Here is a 20,631-nt window from a genome sequence, read left to right as displayed (position 1 = left end):
TGCTTGTTTATAAATTTTAAAATTTAATTGTGTTTTATACACGTGGTGTAAAGCAAGATATAAGTGTCCTTATTTTTTAGAGAAAACAAATTAGAAAATTTAACTTTATTAGTTTATATTTTTGCTTGTAGCTATGAGATAAATTTGAAATAAAAAATGCTAAATTTTCTTTGTTGCGTATCGTTCAAATTCCAGAGCCAAAATGCATTTTTTGTAAATTTTAACTTTGATAGATGTTTTGCTGTATCGGTCATTGTAAAAATTTATAAAATCTCAAGTCTGGTGCTGATATCAGCAACGCCTTTTGAATACATCGCTGATGTTACTATCGCATCGGCATTTGCGTAATCTTTTACATTTGCTAAATTTATGCCGCCAGCTGCTATGATCATTGTATTTGGCGAAATTTCATCTCTTAAAGAGAGTACGTTTTTGATAAGCTCAGGGCTAAATTTATCACACTGCACAACGTCGCAATTTGCTTTTAAAAGCTTGCTTGCTTCGTCTAAATTTTCAGCCTCTACGCAGATCTTTCGCTCAGCCATTTTTGCTTTAAACTCTGGCAAATGCAATAAAAATTTATCAAAGCTACCGTAGGCTTTCATGTGGTTTTTAAAAAATAAAATGCTATCGCTAAGCCCAAGCCTATGGATGCCACCACCGCCTTCAAGTACGGCTTTTACGCAAAATTTCTTAGCAAATGGGAAGCTCTTTCTAGTTGCTAAAATTTCACATTTTTTATTGACACTCTTTGCAGTATTTGCCATTTTGTTTGTATAAGTTGCGATGGCACTGGCATATTCTAGTGCGACTTGAGCTAGTTTCCAAGCTTTATGCACATCTTCGTAGCTGCCATAAATTTTTATGATTACATCGCCAGCCTTGCAAATTTGAGAATTTTTTGCAAAAATTTTACTCTCACACCCAAGTAGCCTCGCAACACTTGCGGCCACATCAACGCAGCTAACGCAAATTTCATCACGTGAATAAATTTCAAGTGAGGCATTTTTATCGATATTTTGAAGCGACGTAGTAAGATCAAAGTAAGGTATATCTTCATTTATATAGCTTAGAATTTCTGCGTCGCTAAGTATCATTTTATGCCTTTTTTACCTCATTTTTTGCTTTTATTATCATTTTTTTAAAGATTCCATTGTCATAAAGTCCAGCATGATAAAGAGCAAAGCAAGTAAATGCAATGCCTGAAGCAACGTGAAATTTCTTAACGCTTTTATTTCTTTTCATAAAAAGGGCGCTTAAGCAAACTGAGGCTAAAGTGATGCCCATACCAACTTTTGATACTTGTCTATGAGTGTGTATATCAAGTAGTTTGCCACTTATTTTTGTATCGTTTTTCAAATTCTTCTCCATTTAGTTTTTGTTCCAGCAACTTGTATTTTTGATGCCAAGGCTTTCTGGCTCAAATTCTGGATTTAGCCCAGCCTTTCTTTGAGCTTCGTAGTCTTTGACTGCTATTATCACTACTTTTGAAAGTAAGAATATAGCGATGATGTTAATAGTTGCCATTGCAGCCATTGTGATATCCGCGATATTCCAAGCGAGCTTTAAATTCATTTGAGCACCAATAAATATCATAACGACGGCCGTTATCTTAAATAGCAATGTAAGCTTGTGGTTTTTGGTTAAAAATTTCATATTTGCCTGAGCGTAGTAGTAGTTGCCAATAAGCGAAGTGATGGCAAAAAGTACGACCGCAAGAGTGGTAAAATGAACTCCAAATTCACCAAAATACTCTTTCATTGCAGCTTGAACTAGAGGAAGGGCGGTTAGCACCTCGCCACTTGAGCCAGTTTGCTTCGTAAGATATGCCTGCGAAAATAGCACGATCATACCAGAGGCGATACATATTGTCATGTCTATAAAGACTGCCATCGCTTGAACTAGGCCTTGTTTTACTGGGTGGCTAGTATGTGCTGCGGCTGCTGCGTTTGGAGCTGAACCCATACCAGCTTCGTTTGAGAAAAGGCCTCTTTTGATGCCTATTACGATCACGCTGCCGGCAAATCCGCCAAATATCGCTTTAAAATCAAAGGCATTTTCTAAAATCATCTTAACAACATCAGGAATTTCTTTGAAATTTAAAACGATAGCAATAAGTGCTAGCGAGATGTAGGCAAGTGCCATGAAAGGCACGATGTATGAGCTTACTTTACCGATGATGTGGCTTTTGCTAAAAAACATAACCGCCGCAAATGCCGTAAGAATAAGGCCGATGCCAACAGGTAGGCCGCTTTGTGCAAAGCTAACGTTGCTACCAGCTTTGTCATAGTAAATTTCAAAGGCTGATGTCATGGTATAGCTTTGAAGTCCGTTAAAGCCGTATGCGTAGGTGATGATGAGAATAACCGCAAAAAGCGAAGCTAGCCACTTTATGCCAAGGCCATTTTTGATGTAATAAGCTGGACCGCCTTTAAATCCAAAAACGTCTTTTGTCTTATAAATTTGCGCTAACGTACTCTCTATAAAAGCTGAAGCTGATCCTAAAAATGCCATCAAACACATCCAAAAAAGAGCACCAGGACCACCCGCGACGATGGCAGCTGAAATTCCAGCGATATTGCCTATGCCAACGCGCGAAGCAGTCGAGATCATAAGTGCTTGAAACGGCGTTAAATGGTGCTTATTGTACTTGTCTTTTTTTTCCACTAAGACTCTGCAAGCCTCAAAAAACATCCTAAACTGCACAAAACGAGTCAAATAACTAAAATAAATTCCCGTAGCCACAAGAATAATGACTAAAAAATATCCATATAAAAAGTCGTTGGCTACGTCCATTTTGCCGTTTAAAAAATTTAAAAAACTATCAAGCACCATCTACCCTTTCAAATTTATTTTGATTTGAATTTTACGCCCTTCATTGAATTTAATAAAAGCCAAATCGTTGTGCCATTATGAAGCATGGCAGTTGCTATTGGATTTAACATGCCAAGTGTCGCAGCACTTAGTATAGCTGTGTTTACGCCAACGGTTGAGCGGAAATTTGAGCTAATTAAATCCATTGTTTTATTTGCTAGCTCTTTTACAAGAGCTACGCTCATGATATCGTCTTTTAAAAGACTTATATCAGCCGTCGCTTTAGCTATATCAGCACCTTTGTGCATACTTATGCCCACATTTGCCTTAGTTAGGCTTGGAGCATCATTTATACCATCTCCCACAAAGGCTACTTTTTTGCCCTCACTCTTTAGCTCTTCGATGATAGCTGCTTTATCTGTTGGTAAGCACTCCGCATAGACTCTATCAAGTCCAAGCTCGCGTGCTACCTCTTCAGCCTTGCTTTTGATGTCACCACTTAGCATGACGACCTCTTTTACGCCAAGGCTTCTTAGCTTTTTAACCATATCTTTTGCGTTTTCTCTCATATCATCTTTCATAGCGATGACGCCGACTAGCTCTTTATCATATCCTACATAGAGTAAGGTTAGTCCGCTATTTAATGCTTTGCTTATTAAAGCTTCATGAGCTTTAAAACTTATCATCTCGTCATCTTCTAAGAAGTGTCTACTGCCTATAACCACCTCTTTACCGTGCATCGCAGTTTTTACGCCATGAGCTACGATAAATTCAACTTCATCGTGATGAATATGGTGGAAACCACGCTTGTTAGCAGCTTCAACTATTGCTTCGGCCACTGGATGAAAGTAGTGCTCCTCGGCACTTGCAGTTAAATTTAATATATCATTTTGAGAAAAGCCCTCTTTAAATGAATAAATTTCAACTACGCTTAGGCGTCCATGTGTCAGAGTGCCAGTCTTATCAAATACAAAAGTATCAACTGAGCTTAAAGCTTCGATCGCCTTTGCACCTTTTACAAGAATGCCGTTTCTGCCTGCTTTTGAGATACTCGATTTAAAAGCAACTGGTGTAGCAAGCTTTAATGCGCAAGAATAGTCCGCTTGAAGTACGCTAGCAACACTATTCATATTTTTATTTATAATGTATGAAAGTCCAGCAAGCGAGAGTGTAACAGGCACAAGTTTATCAGCTAGTTTTAACGCTTTTACACCAATAGCTGATTTTTCATTGAGTGAAGTTTGTATGTACTCTTTGATCCTAGCTGTCGCTGTGTCGCTACCTACATTTTCAGCCCAAATTTTTATCCTACCCTCATCAACCACGGTACCGCTTATAACACGGTCGCCTCTAGCTTTTGGTATAGGCTCAGCCTCTCCGGTCATTGAGACTTGATTTACATCGGCGTTACCTTCAACGATATAACCATCAACGCCTATCGTCTCACCAGCTCCGACTACTACGATGTCGCCCTTTTTTAAATTTTCGGTTTTTACTTTTTCAAGCGTCTTTTCACCATTTAAATTTCTCTCGACCCAGACTTCTTCGATATTTGGTTTGGCTAGCTCTTTGATGAGATCATCGCTTTTGTGACTAGCACTTTCTTCCATATATTCGCCGATATTTATCATCAAATTTGTGCTATTTGCTGCTAAATGATCGCCCATTGCTAGGCTAGTGCCAATAGCTGTTGCTTCAAGCACTTTTGAAGTAACGCCCTCATGCCTTAGCTCTTTTGCACCTTCTATTAAATTTGGTGCTGTGGCGTAAAGAGTCACGGCTGATTTTAGAGTTTTATTGCTCATAAATGGCGTTATACCAAGTGCGGCAGCAGCCTTATAGATATTTGCCTTGCTTGGCAAATTTGGATCTTTTGCCTTTGTTGGAAATTCATAGCTCTTTATAAAGTTTAAAATTTTATCGTAGTTTTTATTGTATTCAACGATAATACTTTTTGCGTATTTATTTACACGAACACTTAGTGCATCAGTTCGCTCTGAGATCGCAGCCTCGATAGCGCTGACGTCGCTTCTAGCGTTTAAGCTCTCGCAAATAAACCTGGCTCTATTTTTACTCTTATGAGCTAGAGTGATCTTATTTTTGTGAGTCAAGTTCTGCTTTGACATCTTCAAAACGCTCTTTTAGTTCTTCTATGCCAGCATTTATAAGCTCGCCACCTTTGATAATCGCTTTAAATACGCACTCTTGTGCTTTTGGATTAGTCAGTACATAAGCTGCGATACCACCTAGAACTAGACCTTTTACAAAGCCAGCAGCATTAAAATTTTCAGGTACAAATGGTAAATTTTGAGCTGCATTATTTATTGCGTTATCAATTGCGCTTGGCTGAGTAGCTGCTGCATTGTTAGCCGCAGTTTCACTTGCTACGTTTTCTTCGTTGATGTAAGGGTTATTCATTATTTACTCTCCAATTTTATTAGTTTTTCTGCTATCAAAAGACCGCCGATACCAGCTGCTGTAAAAGCTGCTGCATTTAGATATTTTTTTTGTGCTATTAAATTTGAAGCATGAATGCCAACAGCACCTACAAAACCACCTGTTACAGCGTATTTCGCTATCTTTTTAGCGATATCTTTTTTAGTTGCTCTATTATTTAGATAGTCGCTAAAGCCAAGTGCAGCTGCACCCATGCCAGCGATTAAAGCTCCGCTGATGAAGTGATCAAATGGAAGTCTTGTGCTTGAAAGTGTAAAAAGACTATTTTCTTGCATTCTCTATCCTTAAGCTATATCGTTTGGTGTGATAGCTTTTGGAGCAGCTGGCTTTTTAGCGCGTGGTTTTCTTGTTTTCTTTACCACTTTTTCAGCCTCTTTTTCTACTTTTTTAGCACCGCGTTTTGCCTTTTTCTCTTCTTTTACTATAAAGTCTTTTGCATCTTTTGCAACACTTTTACCTTTTTTGTAAAGATCTTTTGCAGCCTCTTTGCCTTTATCTAAGCCTTCTTGGGCGTACTCTTTGATCTTATCTCTTTTATTCCAAGCAGCTATTGCTAAACCGCCTACTGCTAAACCTGCTAAAAATGGTAATGCCATTTTAAATCCTTTCTTTGTTTGATTTTGTAAATTATTCATTTTCTTCATCCTTATTAAAATTTTTGCTAACTACTGAAATGCCTAATGCCCCAAGTGCAAGTCCGCTAAAAAACGAGAAATTTGGATTATTAGTTATCTTTGCTAACTCGCTTTTATCAGTTTTGCCACTTGCGATATTTTGCAAGCTTTTAGTTATCTCATTAAAGTCGTTTTGATAGTTTTCTAAAATATTTGTTATGCCATTTTGCTCAAAATTTTGTGAAATTTCATTTAAATTTAGCTCATTTTTTATTTCGCAGCCACTATAAATTTCTTTTAAGCGTTGTTTTAAAGAGGTGACATATTCATTATTTGAAGTAGCCCAAAGTCTAAAAAATAGATCTTTCAGCTCTTCATCATCTAAGCTTTCACAAAATTTTTCATACATTTTATTTAGCTCTAACTCATAGTTTAAAGCTTGTATCAGCGCATCTTCTTTATTTTTTGCTGGCAAAAATATAGCTTCATTTTCGCAAGCAAGCTCGTAATCATGTGTACTCGCAAATTTTTCTATCAAGATGATCGCATTTTTTCTGATATTTGCGATCTCGTTAAAAACATCACCAAATGAAGCTAAATTTTCATATAAGCTAAGTGCGTTTTTTTCGCTGGTATATGATGCATTTAAAAGTTCATTAAGCATATTTCACTTCTTTTGCAACTTCATTTACCCTAGTTGAGATCTCTTCTAAATTTTGCCCTTTTAAAAGATCTTCCCAAAGGTTTTTTGGAAAAATTTCATGATCATATTCGATCGTTACAGAGCCGATTAGCTTGTTAAATTTTACATTTTTTATACCATTTATCTGAGCTATCACATCATCTAGGCTAGCTAAATTTACGCTACTACTTAGCTCTTTTATCTTTGGGCTAACTCTTACTCTTAGTCTACCGTTTGTGTGAGCAATCATTGAAAAATAGCTTGCAACTTGTGCTAAAGTTTGTGTTTTTATATCCATTTTCATCCTTTTTTAATTGCGTATTATCTATTTCACAGCTTAAATAAATCTGAAATTTTTTTGTTTTTCATTATCAAAAAGTAAAATGAAATGATAAAATTTAATTTCCATTTTTCTCTTGGCAATCACTGCAAATACCATAAAGTATCATCGTATGCGACTGCTCGCTAAAATTTTTTTCTTTGCAAATTTGCTCTTGCCTTTGCTCTATCATCTCATCTTCAAAATCAACTATCTTTTCACAAATTTCACATATCAAATGATCGTGCGAGGATTTTAAATTTAGCTCAAATTTCTTTACTCCATTTTCTTCAAAGCAGTTTGCAAGATGATGCATTTCGAGAAAATTTAAAAAAGAATAAATTGATGTCATTGAAATTTCATTCTTGTGTATTTTGTAAATTTCTGAAGAAATTTCTTGAGCACTTAGATGAGAGTTGCTAATGAAAAGTACATGCAAAATTTGTTCTTTTAACTCTGAGCTTTTTTGCCCAAAGGCTTCCAAAAACTCTTTAAAATGCTTATAAAATAGTTCAAAATTATCCACAAAAACCTAACTAAAATGATAATGAATATAAGGATTTTACAACTTTACTTATAAAAAAAGCATAAAATTTCTTACGAATTTCAAGTAAAGTATTTTATAAGATTGTTTTGGTATAGTGTCGCATTTTTTAAATCAAAATTAAGGAATAAAATGACTTACGACGAGCTTGAATTAGACGCCGTTTTGTTAGAGGTTTTAGAAAATAGAGGCAGTTTTGATTCTATGGACGATGAGGAGCTTTATGAGCTCATCGAACAAGTTGCACAATATACAGATGGCGATTACGAAGAAGCGTTTGAGTATATGACTCAATTTTCTCCAATCCCTAAAAAACGCTTTGTTTCACTATTTATGGTTTAGCAAAAAGCTAAGCCATAACTTCTATAAAATTAAAAATAAAAAGAGCTCTTGACTCACTTAATGAGCCAAGAAATTTGAGCTATAAGAAGTATTTTGAGATTATTTCTTTAAATTTTAGAGTGTATTTACTAGCTTTTGGGCTATTGTTGTAGATATTTTCAAAATCATACATTCGCTCATAGTAATCATTTGTATCTTGTATATTTATTTTAAGCCTTGCCACATCTAGGCTAACGCCTACAAAAGCACCACTTGTCTTGCCACGCTCCTCAGCAAATGCTGAAATTTCAGGCAAATCACTTGTGATCGCTACTTCATTACCAACGCCGCCAGTTGCTTCTGCTTTTAGACTGATCGTATCTTTTGCATTAAATAAATTTGCATAAGCTTCTGAATTTTTAAATAAAATGATCATATCAGCTGAGCTGTAACCAAGCTGTAAGCCTATGCTACCAGATGTGTAATTTACAAAAAATGGGCTTGACCATTCACCGTCATCGTTTTTAGCGATAAATACGCCTTTACCTGTTGAGCCAGTAACGATAGTGCCAGCTTTTGTCACATCAGGGATTATGGCAATCGCTTTTATGCCTTCAAATTTAGTGTTTGGCTTTAAATTTCTTGTACCAAAAGCGTTTAAAATATTTATTGCATTTTTTAGCTTTTGATTTTGGATCACATCAGCATTTAAGTATGGCGTGAAAAATAAACCAGCAAGAAATATGATTAATAGTCTTTTCATTAAAATTCCTTCCTTAAATTTTTCGTTATTATAGCCTAAAATAAACTAATGGTAAAAATATTATTAATGATTTTTTATGAGAGTTCATTATAAAATGCGACCTTTTAAGGGAAAAATATGAGTTTAATACTTTTTGTCGAATACGTCGGTATCGCATCAGCTGCACTTAGCGGGTTTTTATTTGCAGTAAAAAAGGAGTGCGACTGGCTTGGAGTCTTTTTGTCTGCATTTTTGACCGCACTTGGTGGCGGTATCATGCGTGATATGCTCGTTGGTAGGGCGGTTTATTCATTTACGCACTATATGCCAGTAAGCGTTGTTATTTTTATGTTGATTGTTTCAAGAGTGGCAAATTTACATATAAAAAGGGAAGGTTTGGAGCGAAAATTTGTATTTATCTTCGCCGATGCGATCGATGTTATTTGTTTTTCGATCGTTGGAGCAATGGTTGCCATCGAGTATAGTTACAACGTCTTTGGCGTCATGATGATCGCCTTTTTTAACGGCGTTGGTGGCGGTATCTTAAGAGATATATTGCTAAATGAAATTCCATGGTTTTTACGCACCGGACTTTACGGCACGATAAGCCTTGGTGTGGGGCTTGCTTACTTTGTGCTATATCATCTAGGTCTTACCAACATATTTTTTACTATGCTCTTGCTTGCTGCTGGCATTACAGTTAGGATGTTTGCGTTTTACAGAGGCTGGAAGCTACCTGATCTATGAAATTTAGCGAGTTTTTTGATATCTGGGTCAATGAAAACTACTATAAATTTGGCGTAGATATCGGCAAAAAGGGCGATTTTTACACAAATGTAAGCGTTGGCTATCTCTTTGGCGCCTGCCTTGCAAACTACTTTTTAAAGCTGCTTAAAAACGGCGAAATTTCTAGCTCTTGTAAGGTCGTAGAGATCGGCACAAACTCAGGCGATATGCTAGCTGACTTTGTGCAAGGAATTTTTACGCTTGAGCCAGAAATTTTGTCAAATTTAGAGCTTATCATCATCGAACCTCATGAAATTTTACGTAAAAAACAGCTTGAGACTTTTGCAAAACGCTTTGGTGGCGAAGTAAAAATAAAGCACTATGAAAATTTGGGCGAGTGCTCGTTTGATGAAATTTTTGCCATCTCAAATGAGCTATTTGACGCATTTAGTTGCGAAGTTATAGACGGACAAAATATGCTTTTTGTGGATGATGATCTAAAATTTCACTGGCAAAAAGCAGATCAAAATTTACTAGCACTTGCAAAGAAATTTGATATAAAAAAGGGCGAGATATCAACTAGCTACGCTAAATTTGTGCTCCAGCTTGCAAATGCAGCAAAAAAGGTTAGATTTTTAAGCTTTGACTACGGCGAATTTGAGCCAAAAAATGAGTTTAGTTTAAGAGTCTTTAAAGATCATCAAGTTTTTTCTTTGTTTGAAATTTCAAACCTAGCGTTATACTTTAAAAGCTCAGATCTAACATATAGCCTTTGCTTTAAGCAAGTAAAAGAGGCTTTTTGCGAGGCTGGCTTTGAGATGCTTAAATTTAAAAAACAAAACGAAGCTTTAGTTTGCGATCTTGGAGTGGATGAAATTTTATCTTTAGTGCTTGAAAATGGTAGCAAGCAAGCCTATGAAAATGCAGCTAAACAGGCAAAAATTCTACTCTCACCCGAGTTTTTAGGCGAGAAGTTTAAATTTATAGAGTTTTTAAAGAGCTAGCCTAGCGATATTGACAAAACTTGCCTCGCAAGCCTTTAAAAGATCATTTGGAGCTATTTTTATCTGTTTGCCTCTTACTCCAGCGCTTACTAACACGTATTCTTGCTCTTTTGCTCGCTCATCGATGAATGTGGCAAAGTACTTTTTCATAGCAAGCGGTGAGCAGCCACCCCTGATGTAGCCAGTGATCTTTTCTAAGTCTTTTAAATTTATAAGTTCGCAGCGTTTGGCGCCACACGCGTGAGCAAGTGCTTTTAGATCAAGCTCCAAATCGCCCTGCAAGCAAGCAACAACGAAATTTTTAGGCTCACACTCGCAAACGATAGTCTTATAAATTTGCTTTATATTTTGTTTGGTGCTAGCTGCTACGTGAATGGCTGAAAGATCGTTTAAATCGACCTCATACTCTAAAATTTCATAATTAATTTTTAGCTTATCTAAAGCTCTGGCAGCATTTGTCTTATGTATCATTTTTTCTCATTTTTGCGAATTTTTTGTATAATTATAGCCAAAACTTAAAGGAGGAAAGATGGCTGAAGAAGTTGAAGAGAAAAAGGCAAAAAAAGGTGGCAATGGTGCATTAATGATAATTATCATTGCGATATTTGTTTTGCTGCTAGTTATTGGAGGGCTAGTCGCGTTTTTGATGCTTAGTTCTGACGAGCCAAAAGAGGCAAACATGATGCAAGCACCAGCTCAGACTCAAACGCAGTCCATGCCAGCTCAAAATAAAGCAAAGCACGGTAGCAACGACTATTCAAATATGGGACCGATATATCCGCTTGATCAGTTCATTGTAAATTTACTTAGCGAAAATGGCTCAAGATTTCTTAAAACTAAGATCGATATGGAGCAAAGCGATGAGTTACTAACTCCTGAGCTTGATAAGAAAAAAGCACTTTTAAGAGATATTATTATAAGAACACTTTCATCAAAAACCTACGAAGAAGTAAGCACTGCAAAAGGCAAAGATAGGCTAAAAGACGAGATCGTCGGCAAGCTAAATGAAGTGCTAAATGATGGCTACATTAAAAACATATTTTTTACTGATTTTGTGGTGCAATGATAGGCATTGATATCGTTAAGATAGATAGGATTTCTAGACTTAAAGCTCGTTATGGCGAGCTTTTTTTAAAAAAAATTCTTAGTGATGACGAGATCGCGCTAGTAAAAAATGATGCGACTTTGGCTGGATTTTGGGCGGCCAAAGAAGCAGCTAGCAAAGCTCTTGGTGTGGGCATCAGCAAAGAGTGTGGCTTTTTGGACATTGAGCTTAGCAAAGACGCAAAAAACGCACCAAAGATAAAATTTAGCCCAAAAATTTATACAAATTTTAATATCAAAGAAGCAAGCCTTAGCATAACTCACGATGGCGGATTTGCCGTAGCTGCAGTGATGATTGTCTAAAATTTATACATTTTTACAAAGCTTTTTAATATCTTTTAGCTACTTCTGATAAATTTAAAAAACGTATTTTTATAAAATTTTTTAAAGAAAAGACGATATCTTTAATTAAGATTTAATGGAGCTAAAGAAACTAAGGATAGTAAAATGCAAATTTCTAATAACCTCCCAACTACTAACTATCTCTCAAGAGAAAACATAGCAAGAGAGATGGGATTTAAATTTAACGATATAAATGAGATACTTAGTAACGATATGGGATATGGTATGAGCTTTCCTAAATACGCAAGGCTTGATAGAAAAGCTCAAGCTGTGTCTTATGATAGACATATATATCCACTATCTGGCTTTACAAAGGGCGATGAAGCAAAAGTCACTATCATAGGAAAGCTTAGAGGTTATGATCCTGATTTTACAAGTGAGCAGTTATCAGATCTTAAAAATTTCATAAATGAAAGCAAGGGCTTGTTTGTAGAGTATATACAAGGTCAGCAAGCAAAACCAGACAATGATAAGCCAAAAATTTTAAGAGATACCCCATACACTGTAAATGAATTTTTAAATGAATATCGCGGCAATAGCGATTTGCTATTTACTAAAAACTCAAGGACTGTTGATCTGCTTGATAGCGATATGAGCATCGATGAGTTTAAAGAGGAGTGGGCTAAATATGCGTTAAAAGAGCGTTTTAATTTAACTTTATCCAGTGAAGATGCTAAAAATGCTGTTAATATATTAAAAGAGCTAAACGAAAAAGGTATTCAGAATATAGATAATCTTGAAAAAGAAGACAACGCTAAAGATAAGAAATTTACACCTATACAAGTTACTAAAAAGTCTCAAACCTATAAGCTTGAAGCTGATGAGAGATTTAAAGAGCTTTATAAATTTATAAAGAGTGAATTTGATAGTGGCAAGAGTATGTTTGAAATTTTAGAAAAAGTGGCAAAGCTTAAAGTGGATAAGAAGGCATAGGTATTTTATAAGCAAAGAATGGAATTTTTATAATTTAAATTTCAAAGAAAAAAGCATAGATATCCTAAGACTTATGCAAAAGATAAAAAATATGGCTTAGCCAGCAAAGTATTGATATTAAGTCGCTAGCAAGATAAATTTACATCCACTCAAGCACTTGCATGATATCTTTTGCGTAAAAGCACTTTAATCCTTGCGTGTCAAGCGGTTTGTTTGGGATGATAGCATTTTTAAATTTCTGCGTTTTCGCCTCTTTTAGTCGCTGATCGAGGTTAAAAATTTCTCTTATCTCGCCGTTTAGACTTAGCTCACCGATTAATACGCTATCCTTGCTAATAGGGCGGTTTTTGAAGCTACTGATTATCGCTGCTATGACGGCTAGATCGGCCGCAGTCTCGCTTATCTTAACGCCACCTGAAACGTTTATGAAGACGTCGTAGTGCCCAAGTGGAATTTCAAGCTTGCGCTCAAGAAGTGCTAGCAGCATATCTAGGCGGTTTCTCTCAAAGCCAGTCGAGCTTCGTTTTGGATAGGCACTTTCGCAAACAAGTGCCTGAATTTCGATGCTAAGCGCCCTTGAGCCTTCCATTATGATAGTTATCGCACTGCCACTCATTGCCCCACCACGTGTGAAAAATTTACTTGAAACTTCATTTGCGCTCACTAGTCCGTGCTGGCTCATCTCAAAGATGCCAACCTCACTTGTCGAGCCAAAGCGGTTTTTAAATCCACGCAAAATTCTTAACTCTCTGCTCGCATCGCCCTCGAAATAAAGCACCACATCTACCATGTGCTCAAGTACTCTAGGCCCTGCAATCGAGCCTTCTTTTGTGATATGGCCGATGATGAAAACGCAGATATTTTGACTCTTTGCAAGTCTCATCAGCTCAAATGTGATCTCGCGAACCTGTGTGATCGAACCTGGAGCAGAGCTTATATTTTGACTATAAAGCGTTTGAATGGAGTCAATGACTAGCACCTTGTAGTCGCTCTTTTGCACCTCTAGCAGGATATCTTCTAGGCAAATTTCAGTTAGCAGGTATAAATTTTTATCCACCGCATTTAGCCTGTCAGCTCTCATTTTTATCTGGCTTTGACTCTCTTCACCGCTTACATAGAGCGTTTTTTTACCGTCTTTTGCTAAATTCGAGCCTATTTTTAAAAGCAATGTTGATTTGCCGATGCCCGGACTACCACCTATTAAAACTAGCGACCCCTCCACAACACCGCCACCAAGAACAAGGTCGAGTTCGCTATCTTTGGTGCTAAATCTCGTGAAATTTTGAATTTCTACCTCGTCGATGCTTACGGCCTTGCTAGGTGCGCCGCTACTTTTTGCTATCTCTTTGCTTATCTTTATCTCTTGCTGGCTAAGCTCGACAAAGCTATCCCAAGCTCCACATTGCGGGCATTTACCTAGCCATTTGCTCTGCTGGTTTCCGCAGGCTTGACACTCAAAAACTGGCTTTGCTTTTGCCATAAATTATCCTTTTTAAAATTTCAACTACTATCACTCCAAAAGTCGCTCCGATCATATCAGCCACGATGTCAAGCAGGCTAAAGCTCCTGTTTGGTAAAAACGCTTGAACGAGCTCTATTTGCACGCCAAAGGCTAAAAGTAGGGCTAAATTTTTAAAAATTTTAAACTCATAGCCAAGATAAAGCAGGATGTATAGGACGCAAAAAGCTAAAAAATGATTTGCTTTGTCCCACGAATTTTCGATGATAGTAGGAGATTTTGGAGTAAATGCAAGAAAATCAATTGCCAAAAGAGCAGCGAAAAAGCAAATTTTACTAAGAAATTTTACGCTACTCAAAAATGGCGTCCATTAGCTCGTCTAAAAACTCGTCTGGATTAAATTTGATGATATCATCCATGCTCTCGCCAACGCCTATATAAAATATAGGTAGCTCAAGCTCTCTTGCCACGCCAAATAGTGCTCCGCCCTTTGCAGTGCCATCAAGCTTTGTGATGATGACGCCATCAAGCGAGACGATATCGTTAAATGCCTTTGCTTGCGCAACTCCGGCGTTACCTTGCGTTCCATCAAGAATCAAAATTTTTCGGTGAGGTGCTTTTTCGTAAGCTTTTTTGCTAATACGAACGATCTTTTCTAGCTCATTTGCTAAATTTGTCTGGTTTTGAAGCCTGCCGGCTGTGTCAAGGATGACTCGGTCAATACCTTTTGCAAGAGCTGAGCTAATCGTATCGTAAGCAACAGCCGAAGGATCATGCCCTTGCTGTGTGGCGACTATTGGCACATTTAGTCTGATTGACCATTGGCGTAGCTGCTCGATCGCTCCAGCTCTAAATGTATCACAAGCGCCTAAAATGACGCTTTTACCATTATTTTTATATAAATTTGCAAGCTTTGCGATGGTTGTCGTCTTACCAGCACCATTTACGCCGAGGATAAGATCGACAAATGGCTTATCAGGCTCGATCACACGCTCATTTTCGTAGATAAAATAGCTACTCATAACGCGCCTAAGATCAGCTCTGCTCACTTCATCTTGTGGCGGCAAGTAGTATAAAATTTCTTCCACGATCTCATAGGCTACGTCAGCTTCAAGTAAAATTTCTTCTAAGCTCTCTTTGTCTATCTTTTTCGACTTCTTAGCTGAGCTTATCGCTCCAAAAGTCTTCTCAAAGCCTTTTTTTAGAAAATCAAGCATTATTTTGTTGCCCTATTTATGTCATTTTCAAGCATCTCTTCAGGCACAAGACCGATGTAGCCTTGAACGTAGTCACCATTCGCTTTAAAAAGTGCTGACGCAGGCAAACCTTTTATGCCGCCCATCGCTTTTTCAAATAAAAAATTTCCCTCGCCAACCGCGACTTCGTATTTTATTTTATATTTTTGAGCAAAATCTTTTACTTCATCTTCACTTTTGTCTTCAAGTAGCACACCAACGATATCTAGTTCGTTTTTAAATTTCTCGCTTAGGTTATTTAAGTGTGGGATCTCGGCCTTGCAAGGTGGGCACCAAGTGGCGAAAAATACGTAAAGCGTTGCTTTTTTACCATCTTTTACATCAAAGCCATTGCTTCTTTTTGTAATCTGCATGGTTGTGCCACTTAGCAGCTTTAGATTTATCTCTTTTATCTCGTTTTCTTGGGCACTTTCACTCATTTTTGGAGTGAGTGAATCTTTGCTTAAATTTTCGTCTTTGCTAGTATTTTTATCTAAAATTTTGCCCTGCGTTTGTTCGCTTGTATTTTGCTCTTTTTTTTGCTTGTTCTCGTCGCCGCATCCAAAAAATGCAAAAATGCAAAGTGATGTTATAATTGCTCGTTTTAATGTCATAAAATTCCTTTTGAATAAGATTTCAGGATTATACAAGAAAGAGCATAAAATGAGCGTTAATTTAGAAAAAAATGAATTTAGAAAAAATGCAAGAGCAAATTTAATGAAACTTACTAAATTTAAGGCCAAATGCTCGCACTATAAAGCTACGAAAACTCTTTTAAATTTGATAAATTTTACAAATTCCAAGAAAGTATTGTTTTATTTGCCACTTAGCTACGAAGTTGATGTGCTTAAAATAAGGCGAAATTTATCACATAAATGTGAAATTTTTGCCCCTTTTATGGTAGGTCTTAGCTTAAAGATGGTAAGATTGCGACTGCCATTTATAACTTATAAATTTAACGTCAGACAGCCATCTGGCAAAAAAATGGATAATGTTAGACTTGATATGGCAGTAGTTCCAGCGATTGGGGTTGATGGAGCTATGGCTAGGATAGGGCACGGAAAAGGATTTTATGATAGATTTTTTGACTCTTTGCCCATTAAGCCAAAACGGATAGTTTTTCTTGAGATAAAAGACTTTTATACCAAAGATGTGCTTTCAAATACACAAGACGCGGTAGCAGACTTTTATATAACCCCAAATAAAAATTATATAAAAAGAGGAATAAATGATAGAGGTTTTAATAGGCTTAGGAGCCGGTGTGGCTGGCGTTGGAGCAGGGTATCTATACGCCAAAAAGATAAATGATGCAAACTACAACATCTTCTTAGAACAAGCAAAAGCAAAGGCAAAAGCTATCGAGTACGAAGCTGAGCTAACGCTTAAAAATTCTAAAATTTCAGTACAAGAGGCTGAATTTGAGGCTAAAAAAAGATACGATGACAAGACGACAAAGCTTCAAAAAGAGTATGCAAGTAAATTTGATGAACTAGCCAAAAAAGAGAAAATTTTGCTAAATGAGCAAGAGCTTTTAAACGAAAGTAAAGAGCTTTTTGAAAAAGAAAAGCAAGACGCAAAGATAACTTACGAAGAGGGTTTAAATTTAAAAGCGACTTATCAAAACAAGGTAGAAGAAGCGATAAGAGTACTTGAGCACGCTGCTGGCTTAACAGAAGAAGAGGCAAAAGAGGTCGTGCTTAAAAAGGTCGAAGAGAAGTCACGTGCGGATATCGCTCACATCGTCAGAAAATATGAAGAAGAGGCTAAAAGAGAGGCTAAAAAGAGAGTTAATTACATCTTGGCGCAGGCTACGTCAAGATTTGCTGGAGAATTTGCGGCTGAGCGTCTGATAAATGTCGTAAATATTAAAAATGATGAGCTAAAAGGTAGGATCATTGGCAAAGAGGGACGTAACATCAAGACCCTTGAAATGGTGCTTGGCGTTGATATCATTATCGACGATACACCGCATGCGATCATCTTAAGCAGCTTCAACCTTTACAGACGTGCGATCGCAACAAGAGTGATCGAGCTTTTGGTGGAGGATGGAAGAATCCAACCTGCGAGGATAGAAGACCTTCACAAAAAAGTGACTGAAGAATTTGAGCAAAGTATACAAGAAGAGGGCGAAAACATCGTCATGGATCTTGGTCTAAATAAAATTCATCCAGAGATAGTAAAACTAATAGGCAAGCTTAAATTTAGAGCAAGCTACGGTCAAAATGCCTTGGCTCACAGCCTTGAAGTAGCTCACCTTGCTGGTATCATCGCAGCTGAGTGTGGCGGAGATGAGAAGCTTGCAAAAAGAGCTGGTATACTTCACGATATTGGTAAAGCGCTAACTCACGAGTATGAGGGCAGCCACGTTGATCTTGGAGCTGAAATTTGCAAACGCTACAAAGAGCATCCAGTTGTCATTAATGCCATCTACGCTCACCACGGCCACGAAGAGGCAACAAGCATAGAAAGTGCGGCTGTTTGCGCAGCTGACGCACTAAGTGCAGCTCGTCCAGGTGCAAGGCGTGAGGTGCTTGAGAGCTTCTTAAAGCGTGTCGAAGAGATCGAAAATATCGCAAAAAGTAAAGACGGTATCAAACAAGCTTATGCAATCAACGCTGGCCGTGAGATTCGCGTCATAGCAAACGCTAAGCTCATAAATGACGACGAGGCAGTGCTTGTAGCAAAAGAGATAGCTCAAGAGATCGAGAGCAAGGTGCAGTATCCTGGTGAGATAAAAGTAAGCGTCATCAGAGAGACTCGTGCTGTTGATTTTGCAAAATAACGGCAAAATATGAAATTTCTTTTTTCAATTTTATTATTTTTCTCAATTGGCTTTGCCAGCGAGGAGCTTGTGCTGGACTCGGCAAACTCGTTTATAACAACTATGAGAGGCGCTAGAAACGCTCCTATAAAAGAGCTAATCGAGCAGTCAAAAGCGACGATCATCTTTCCAAGTGTTAAAAAGGTTGGTTTTGTCGTTGGTGGCATGGGCGGAGATGGCATCATGGTTGTTGGTAACATTAACTCGCCAAGTGAAATTTTACCAGTTAGCATAAGTGGCGGTAGCATCGGTATACAGCTTGGTTATGAAGATAGTTCACTTGTACTTTTTATATTTAAAGATAGTATTATCCACGATATTAAAGATGCCAAGATCACGCTTGATGCAAAGCTATCAGTAGCTTTTGGTGACATTGGACGCAATTACAGTAAAGTAAGCGATTTTAAATTTTCAAGTGATATCTATGCTTATGCTGCAAATGATGGTTTCTTTGCGGGAGCTAGCTTTGGTGGAGCAGTCATCAGCGCAAGAGAAGAAATTTTAAAGCAAAGTGGCTATGCATACGAACAGCTAATAGCCTCTGCATCTAAACTTTTAGGAGATTAATGCAAGATATCATAAACTCAGTTTCAACATACGGCTATATTGTATTGTTTTTTTATAGCCTTGGTGGCGGTATGGTTGCATTAATCGCTGCTGGAATTTTAAGTTTTGCTGGCAAGATGGATATTACTCTTAGTATAATTGTCGCTGCTGTGGCAAATACAATCGGCGACACGCTAATTTTTTATGTCGCAAGATTTAATAAAAACTCACTTATGCCTTATATCAAAAACCATAAAAGAAAGCTTGCTTATGCAGGAATTTTGGCCAAAAAACACGGTGATAAGATAATATTTATCAAAAAATTTATTTACGGAGTTAAAACTTTGGTTCCTATCGCGCTTGGACTTACGAAGTATTCATTTTATAAATTTAGCATTATAAATTTGATCTCGTCAGTACTTTGGGCGATCATTATCGGATTTGCCAGCTTTAAAGCGGGTGATTATTTTGTAGGTGCAAGCGACTATCTTGGCGAGCATGGATATATTATGCCTCTTGCTATGGTTTGTTTGTTGCTTGGAATTTGGTTTTTTTTACAACATATTACAAAAAGGAGAAAAGCATGAAAAAGGTTATATCTGCTTTAATCGTAGTTATCGTGGTGGCCATTGGAGCGGTTTATTTTGCTTCAAATGAGGTGGAGAAAAACTATCAAAGGATAGTGAATGATCTAAACAATATTAAGGGCTTTAAAATTTCTAATAACAATTACAAAAAAGGTTTTTTTGGCTCAAAAGGATCATTTGATTTTAGTGTTTCAAAAGATCTTTTGGAAAATATATTTGGTAAAAATGTAAATGAGGATTTGGTTTTTAAAGTAGAAAATGAAATTTCTCATACAGTGCTTGCTTTTATAGATGGCTTTGAAATAGACTCAAAAATTTCTATCCAAAACGATATGATTAAAAACATTATCGCAACATTTATGGGATCAAATGTTATTGCAACAACTAAAACAAAAGTTAGCCTAACTGGCGATAAAAATGTGGATATTAAATTTAGCAATATTGAATTTAATGATAAGCAAAAAACTGCCGTTAATACAAAAGATATAAAGATTGGTATGACGCTTGATTCAAAAGATAGTATAAACAGCTTAAAAGTTGAAGCAGATAAGATTGTTTTGAAAGATTTTAGTGAGTACAACAAAGTTGATCTAAATATCGAAGGATTTTATATTGACTCAAGTTATAAAGAGCCAGTTAAGATTTCAAAAATTTTAGAGAGTCAGCTTGTACCTTATTTAGCAAAAGTTAAATTTAAAAAGGTGTCTTTCGCGTCTAACGATATAAGTAATATTTTGATAGATGACTTTAAGTATGACTCAAAATTTGAAATCTCAAATGATCTTGGAAGATCAGACGATGTTATAAAAATAGGTATAGTGGCAGTTGATAAAATAAAATATACAGATTTTATCTTTGATAGCAAAATCTCAAACATCAATGTGCCTGCGTTAAATAATGTATTGGACAAGCTTAATAATTTAAATAATGAAGAAAATTATAATGTTTTAGCTGGATTAAATTTTGATGAGACAATAGATCAAATATTAGAAAAAAATCCAAGTATAAAAATAGATACATTAAGCTTTAAAAAAGGAGATAAGACTTTAAAGCTAAATTTGGATGCAGCAGTAAATGGCTTTAAAAAGGGAACAAACCAGTCAGAAATTTTTGATAAATTATCTCTTAGTGGAAAAATAAGCGTCGATGAAAGTCTGACGAATTTTTTTGATACATTAGTACCAGAAGTAGCTTTTGTTGAGCCTACTTTGATATCTGCTGGATATTTTAAGGAAGAGGATAAAAAAGTAATAAGCGAATTTAAATATGATCCAAGCAAAAAAGATATTATATTTAATGGAAAAGTTGGACTTCAAAATTTCTTTATGGGTTTTTAAAAATTATCCTGATTTTTATCTGCATTTAAGCATCACTTCTATAT

27 protein-coding genes are annotated in these 20,631 nt (G+C 36.6%); 11 read left to right on the top strand and 16 right to left on the bottom strand.

What is annotated here, in order from left to right; genetic code table 11:
* Positions 1–263 precede the first annotated feature (263 nt).
* The 10 genes from modD to F3G69_RS00090 form a co-directional block, all read right to left on the bottom strand.
* Entirely contained in the window at positions 264–1,097 is an 834-nt protein-coding gene (gene modD / locus F3G69_RS00135; protein ID WP_149714089.1) for a ModD protein, read from the bottom strand.
* A gap of 1 nt (position 1,098) precedes the next feature.
* Positions 1,099–1,359 carry a helicase gene (locus F3G69_RS00130; protein WP_149714088.1) on the bottom strand — a complete coding sequence of 87 codons (261 nt, stop codon included), beginning with the start codon at positions 1,357–1,359 and terminating at the stop codon, positions 1,099–1,101.
* A gap of 12 nt (positions 1,360–1,371) precedes the next feature.
* A complete protein-coding gene (locus tag F3G69_RS00125) occupies positions 1,372–2,835 on the bottom strand; it encodes an alanine/glycine:cation symporter family protein (RefSeq protein WP_223155843.1) in 1,464 nt (487 codons plus the stop codon).
* A 14-nt stretch (positions 2,836–2,849) separates the two neighbouring features.
* Entirely contained in the window at positions 2,850–4,940 is a 2,091-nt protein-coding gene (locus F3G69_RS00120) for a heavy metal translocating P-type ATPase (protein WP_410470291.1), read from the bottom strand.
* Complete coding sequence (locus F3G69_RS00115) at positions 4,909–5,232, bottom strand: oxidoreductase (protein WP_087577962.1); 324 nt, start codon at positions 5,230–5,232, stop codon at positions 4,909–4,911. Before F3G69_RS00115 ends, F3G69_RS00120 begins: the two co-directional genes overlap by 32 nt.
* The gene (locus F3G69_RS00110) at positions 5,232–5,546 is read right to left on the bottom strand and encodes a magnetosome protein MamC family protein (protein ID WP_103589312.1); all 315 of its coding nucleotides are present in this window, start codon (positions 5,544–5,546) and stop codon (positions 5,232–5,234) included. Before F3G69_RS00110 ends, F3G69_RS00115 begins: the two co-directional genes overlap by 1 nt.
* A gap of 9 nt (positions 5,547–5,555) precedes the next feature.
* Positions 5,556–5,867: a hypothetical protein gene (locus F3G69_RS00105; protein ID WP_223155525.1), complete on the bottom strand. Its 312-nt coding sequence runs from the start codon at positions 5,865–5,867 to the stop codon at positions 5,556–5,558.
* A gap of 31 nt (positions 5,868–5,898) precedes the next feature.
* Positions 5,899–6,549, bottom strand: a complete 651-nt coding sequence (locus tag F3G69_RS00100) for a ferritin-like domain-containing protein (RefSeq protein WP_103600391.1) — start codon at positions 6,547–6,549, stop codon at positions 5,899–5,901.
* Positions 6,542–6,865 (bottom strand): HMA2 domain-containing protein, encoded by a 324-nt coding sequence (locus F3G69_RS00095; RefSeq protein WP_021091233.1) that lies wholly within the window; start codon positions 6,863–6,865, stop codon positions 6,542–6,544. The genes F3G69_RS00100 and F3G69_RS00095 overlap by 8 nt, the downstream gene beginning before the upstream one ends.
* 100 nt (positions 6,866–6,965) lie before the next feature.
* Positions 6,966–7,412 (bottom strand): Fur family transcriptional regulator, encoded by a 447-nt coding sequence (locus F3G69_RS00090; RefSeq protein WP_054196789.1) that lies wholly within the window; start codon positions 7,410–7,412, stop codon positions 6,966–6,968.
* Between the two features lie 150 nt (positions 7,413–7,562).
* Between F3G69_RS00090 and F3G69_RS00085 the strand changes: the two genes are divergently transcribed.
* The gene (locus F3G69_RS00085; protein WP_002942234.1) at positions 7,563–7,772 is read left to right on the top strand and encodes a hypothetical protein; all 210 of its coding nucleotides are present in this window, start codon (positions 7,563–7,565) and stop codon (positions 7,770–7,772) included.
* A gap of 79 nt (positions 7,773–7,851) precedes the next feature.
* On the opposite strand, the gene F3G69_RS00080 is transcribed toward F3G69_RS00085, so the two are convergent.
* The gene (locus F3G69_RS00080; protein WP_149714086.1) at positions 7,852–8,514 is read right to left on the bottom strand and encodes a lipid-binding SYLF domain-containing protein; all 663 of its coding nucleotides are present in this window, start codon (positions 8,512–8,514) and stop codon (positions 7,852–7,854) included.
* 117 nt (positions 8,515–8,631) lie between these two features.
* On the opposite strand from F3G69_RS00080, the gene F3G69_RS00075 reads away from it, so the two are divergent.
* Together F3G69_RS00075 and F3G69_RS00070 are read left to right on the top strand one after the other, a co-directional pair.
* The gene (locus F3G69_RS00075; protein ID WP_103600076.1) at positions 8,632–9,240 is read left to right on the top strand and encodes a trimeric intracellular cation channel family protein; all 609 of its coding nucleotides are present in this window, start codon (positions 8,632–8,634) and stop codon (positions 9,238–9,240) included.
* Complete coding sequence (locus F3G69_RS00070) at positions 9,237–10,223, top strand: SAM-dependent methyltransferase (protein ID WP_149714085.1); 987 nt, start codon at positions 9,237–9,239, stop codon at positions 10,221–10,223. The genes F3G69_RS00075 and F3G69_RS00070 overlap by 4 nt, the downstream gene beginning before the upstream one ends.
* Here the strand turns inward: F3G69_RS00070 and ybaK are convergent.
* The gene (gene ybaK / locus F3G69_RS00065) at positions 10,212–10,694 is read right to left on the bottom strand and encodes a Cys-tRNA(Pro) deacylase (RefSeq protein WP_149714084.1); all 483 of its coding nucleotides are present in this window, start codon (positions 10,692–10,694) and stop codon (positions 10,212–10,214) included. The two genes, F3G69_RS00070 and ybaK, sit on opposite strands and share 12 nt — an antisense overlap.
* A gap of 58 nt (positions 10,695–10,752) precedes the next feature.
* On the opposite strand from ybaK, the gene fliL reads away from it, so the two are divergent.
* The 3 genes from fliL (at position 10,753) to F3G69_RS09385 (ending at position 12,602) form a co-directional block, all read left to right on the top strand.
* Positions 10,753–11,289: a flagellar basal body-associated protein FliL gene (gene fliL / locus F3G69_RS00060; RefSeq protein WP_084042196.1), complete on the top strand. Its 537-nt coding sequence runs from the start codon at positions 10,753–10,755 to the stop codon at positions 11,287–11,289.
* Positions 11,286–11,630: a holo-ACP synthase gene (gene acpS, locus F3G69_RS00055; RefSeq protein WP_103600079.1), complete on the top strand. Its 345-nt coding sequence runs from the start codon at positions 11,286–11,288 to the stop codon at positions 11,628–11,630. Before fliL ends, acpS begins: the two co-directional genes overlap by 4 nt.
* 144 nt (positions 11,631–11,774) lie before the next feature.
* Positions 11,775–12,602 carry a Cj0814-related protein gene (locus F3G69_RS09385; RefSeq protein WP_103600080.1) on the top strand — a complete coding sequence of 276 codons (828 nt, stop codon included), beginning with the start codon at positions 11,775–11,777 and terminating at the stop codon, positions 12,600–12,602.
* Positions 12,603–12,741: 139 nt separating this feature from the next.
* Here F3G69_RS09385 and radA read toward each other — a convergent pair whose 3' ends face one another.
* The 4 genes from radA to F3G69_RS00030 are packed head-to-tail and all read right to left on the bottom strand — an operon-like array spanning position 12,742 to position 15,910.
* A complete protein-coding gene (gene radA, locus F3G69_RS00045) occupies positions 12,742–14,082 on the bottom strand; it encodes a DNA repair protein RadA (protein WP_149714083.1) in 1,341 nt (446 codons plus the stop codon).
* A complete protein-coding gene (locus tag F3G69_RS00040) occupies positions 14,057–14,419 on the bottom strand; it encodes a VanZ family protein (RefSeq protein WP_103600082.1) in 363 nt (120 codons plus the stop codon). Before F3G69_RS00040 ends, radA begins: the two co-directional genes overlap by 26 nt.
* Positions 14,412–15,278 (bottom strand): signal recognition particle-docking protein FtsY, encoded by an 867-nt coding sequence (ftsY, locus tag F3G69_RS00035; RefSeq protein WP_072594347.1) that lies wholly within the window; start codon positions 15,276–15,278, stop codon positions 14,412–14,414. The genes F3G69_RS00040 and ftsY overlap by 8 nt, the downstream gene beginning before the upstream one ends.
* Positions 15,278–15,910, bottom strand: coding sequence for a TlpA family protein disulfide reductase (locus tag F3G69_RS00030; protein WP_149714082.1), 633 nt, complete (start codon positions 15,908–15,910; stop codon positions 15,278–15,280). The genes ftsY and F3G69_RS00030 overlap by 1 nt, the downstream gene beginning before the upstream one ends.
* A 49-nt stretch (positions 15,911–15,959) precedes the next feature.
* On the opposite strand from F3G69_RS00030, the gene F3G69_RS00025 reads away from it, so the two are divergent.
* Genes F3G69_RS00025 through F3G69_RS00005 form a run of 5 tightly spaced genes read left to right on the top strand, consistent with a single transcriptional unit; the run spans position 15,960 to position 20,587 of the window.
* On the top strand, positions 15,960–16,604 hold the full coding sequence (locus F3G69_RS00025) for a 5-formyltetrahydrofolate cyclo-ligase (protein WP_149714081.1): 645 nt from the start codon (positions 15,960–15,962) through the stop codon (positions 16,602–16,604).
* A complete protein-coding gene (gene rny / locus F3G69_RS00020) occupies positions 16,525–18,078 on the top strand; it encodes a ribonuclease Y (protein WP_103600085.1) in 1,554 nt (517 codons plus the stop codon). Before F3G69_RS00025 ends, rny begins: the two co-directional genes overlap by 80 nt.
* Before the next feature lie 9 nt (positions 18,079–18,087).
* Positions 18,088–18,684, top strand: a complete 597-nt coding sequence (locus tag F3G69_RS00015) for a lipid-binding SYLF domain-containing protein (RefSeq protein ID WP_149714080.1) — start codon at positions 18,088–18,090, stop codon at positions 18,682–18,684.
* A complete protein-coding gene (locus F3G69_RS00010) occupies positions 18,684–19,250 on the top strand; it encodes a DedA family protein (protein WP_103600086.1) in 567 nt (188 codons plus the stop codon). Before F3G69_RS00015 ends, F3G69_RS00010 begins: the two co-directional genes overlap by 1 nt.
* Positions 19,247–20,587, top strand: coding sequence for a DUF945 family protein (locus F3G69_RS00005; protein ID WP_149714079.1), 1,341 nt, complete (start codon positions 19,247–19,249; stop codon positions 20,585–20,587). Before F3G69_RS00010 ends, F3G69_RS00005 begins: the two co-directional genes overlap by 4 nt.
* Positions 20,588–20,631: the final 44 nt, after the last annotated feature.

Origin of the sequence: Campylobacter concisus (assembly GCF_902460625.1) — a bacterium.
In the GTDB taxonomy this organism is placed as follows: Bacteria; Campylobacterota; Campylobacteria; order Campylobacterales; family Campylobacteraceae; genus Campylobacter_A; species Campylobacter_A concisus_AD.
Note: the sequence above shows the minus strand (reverse complement) of the source record. Positions and strands in the feature narration are given on the sequence as shown.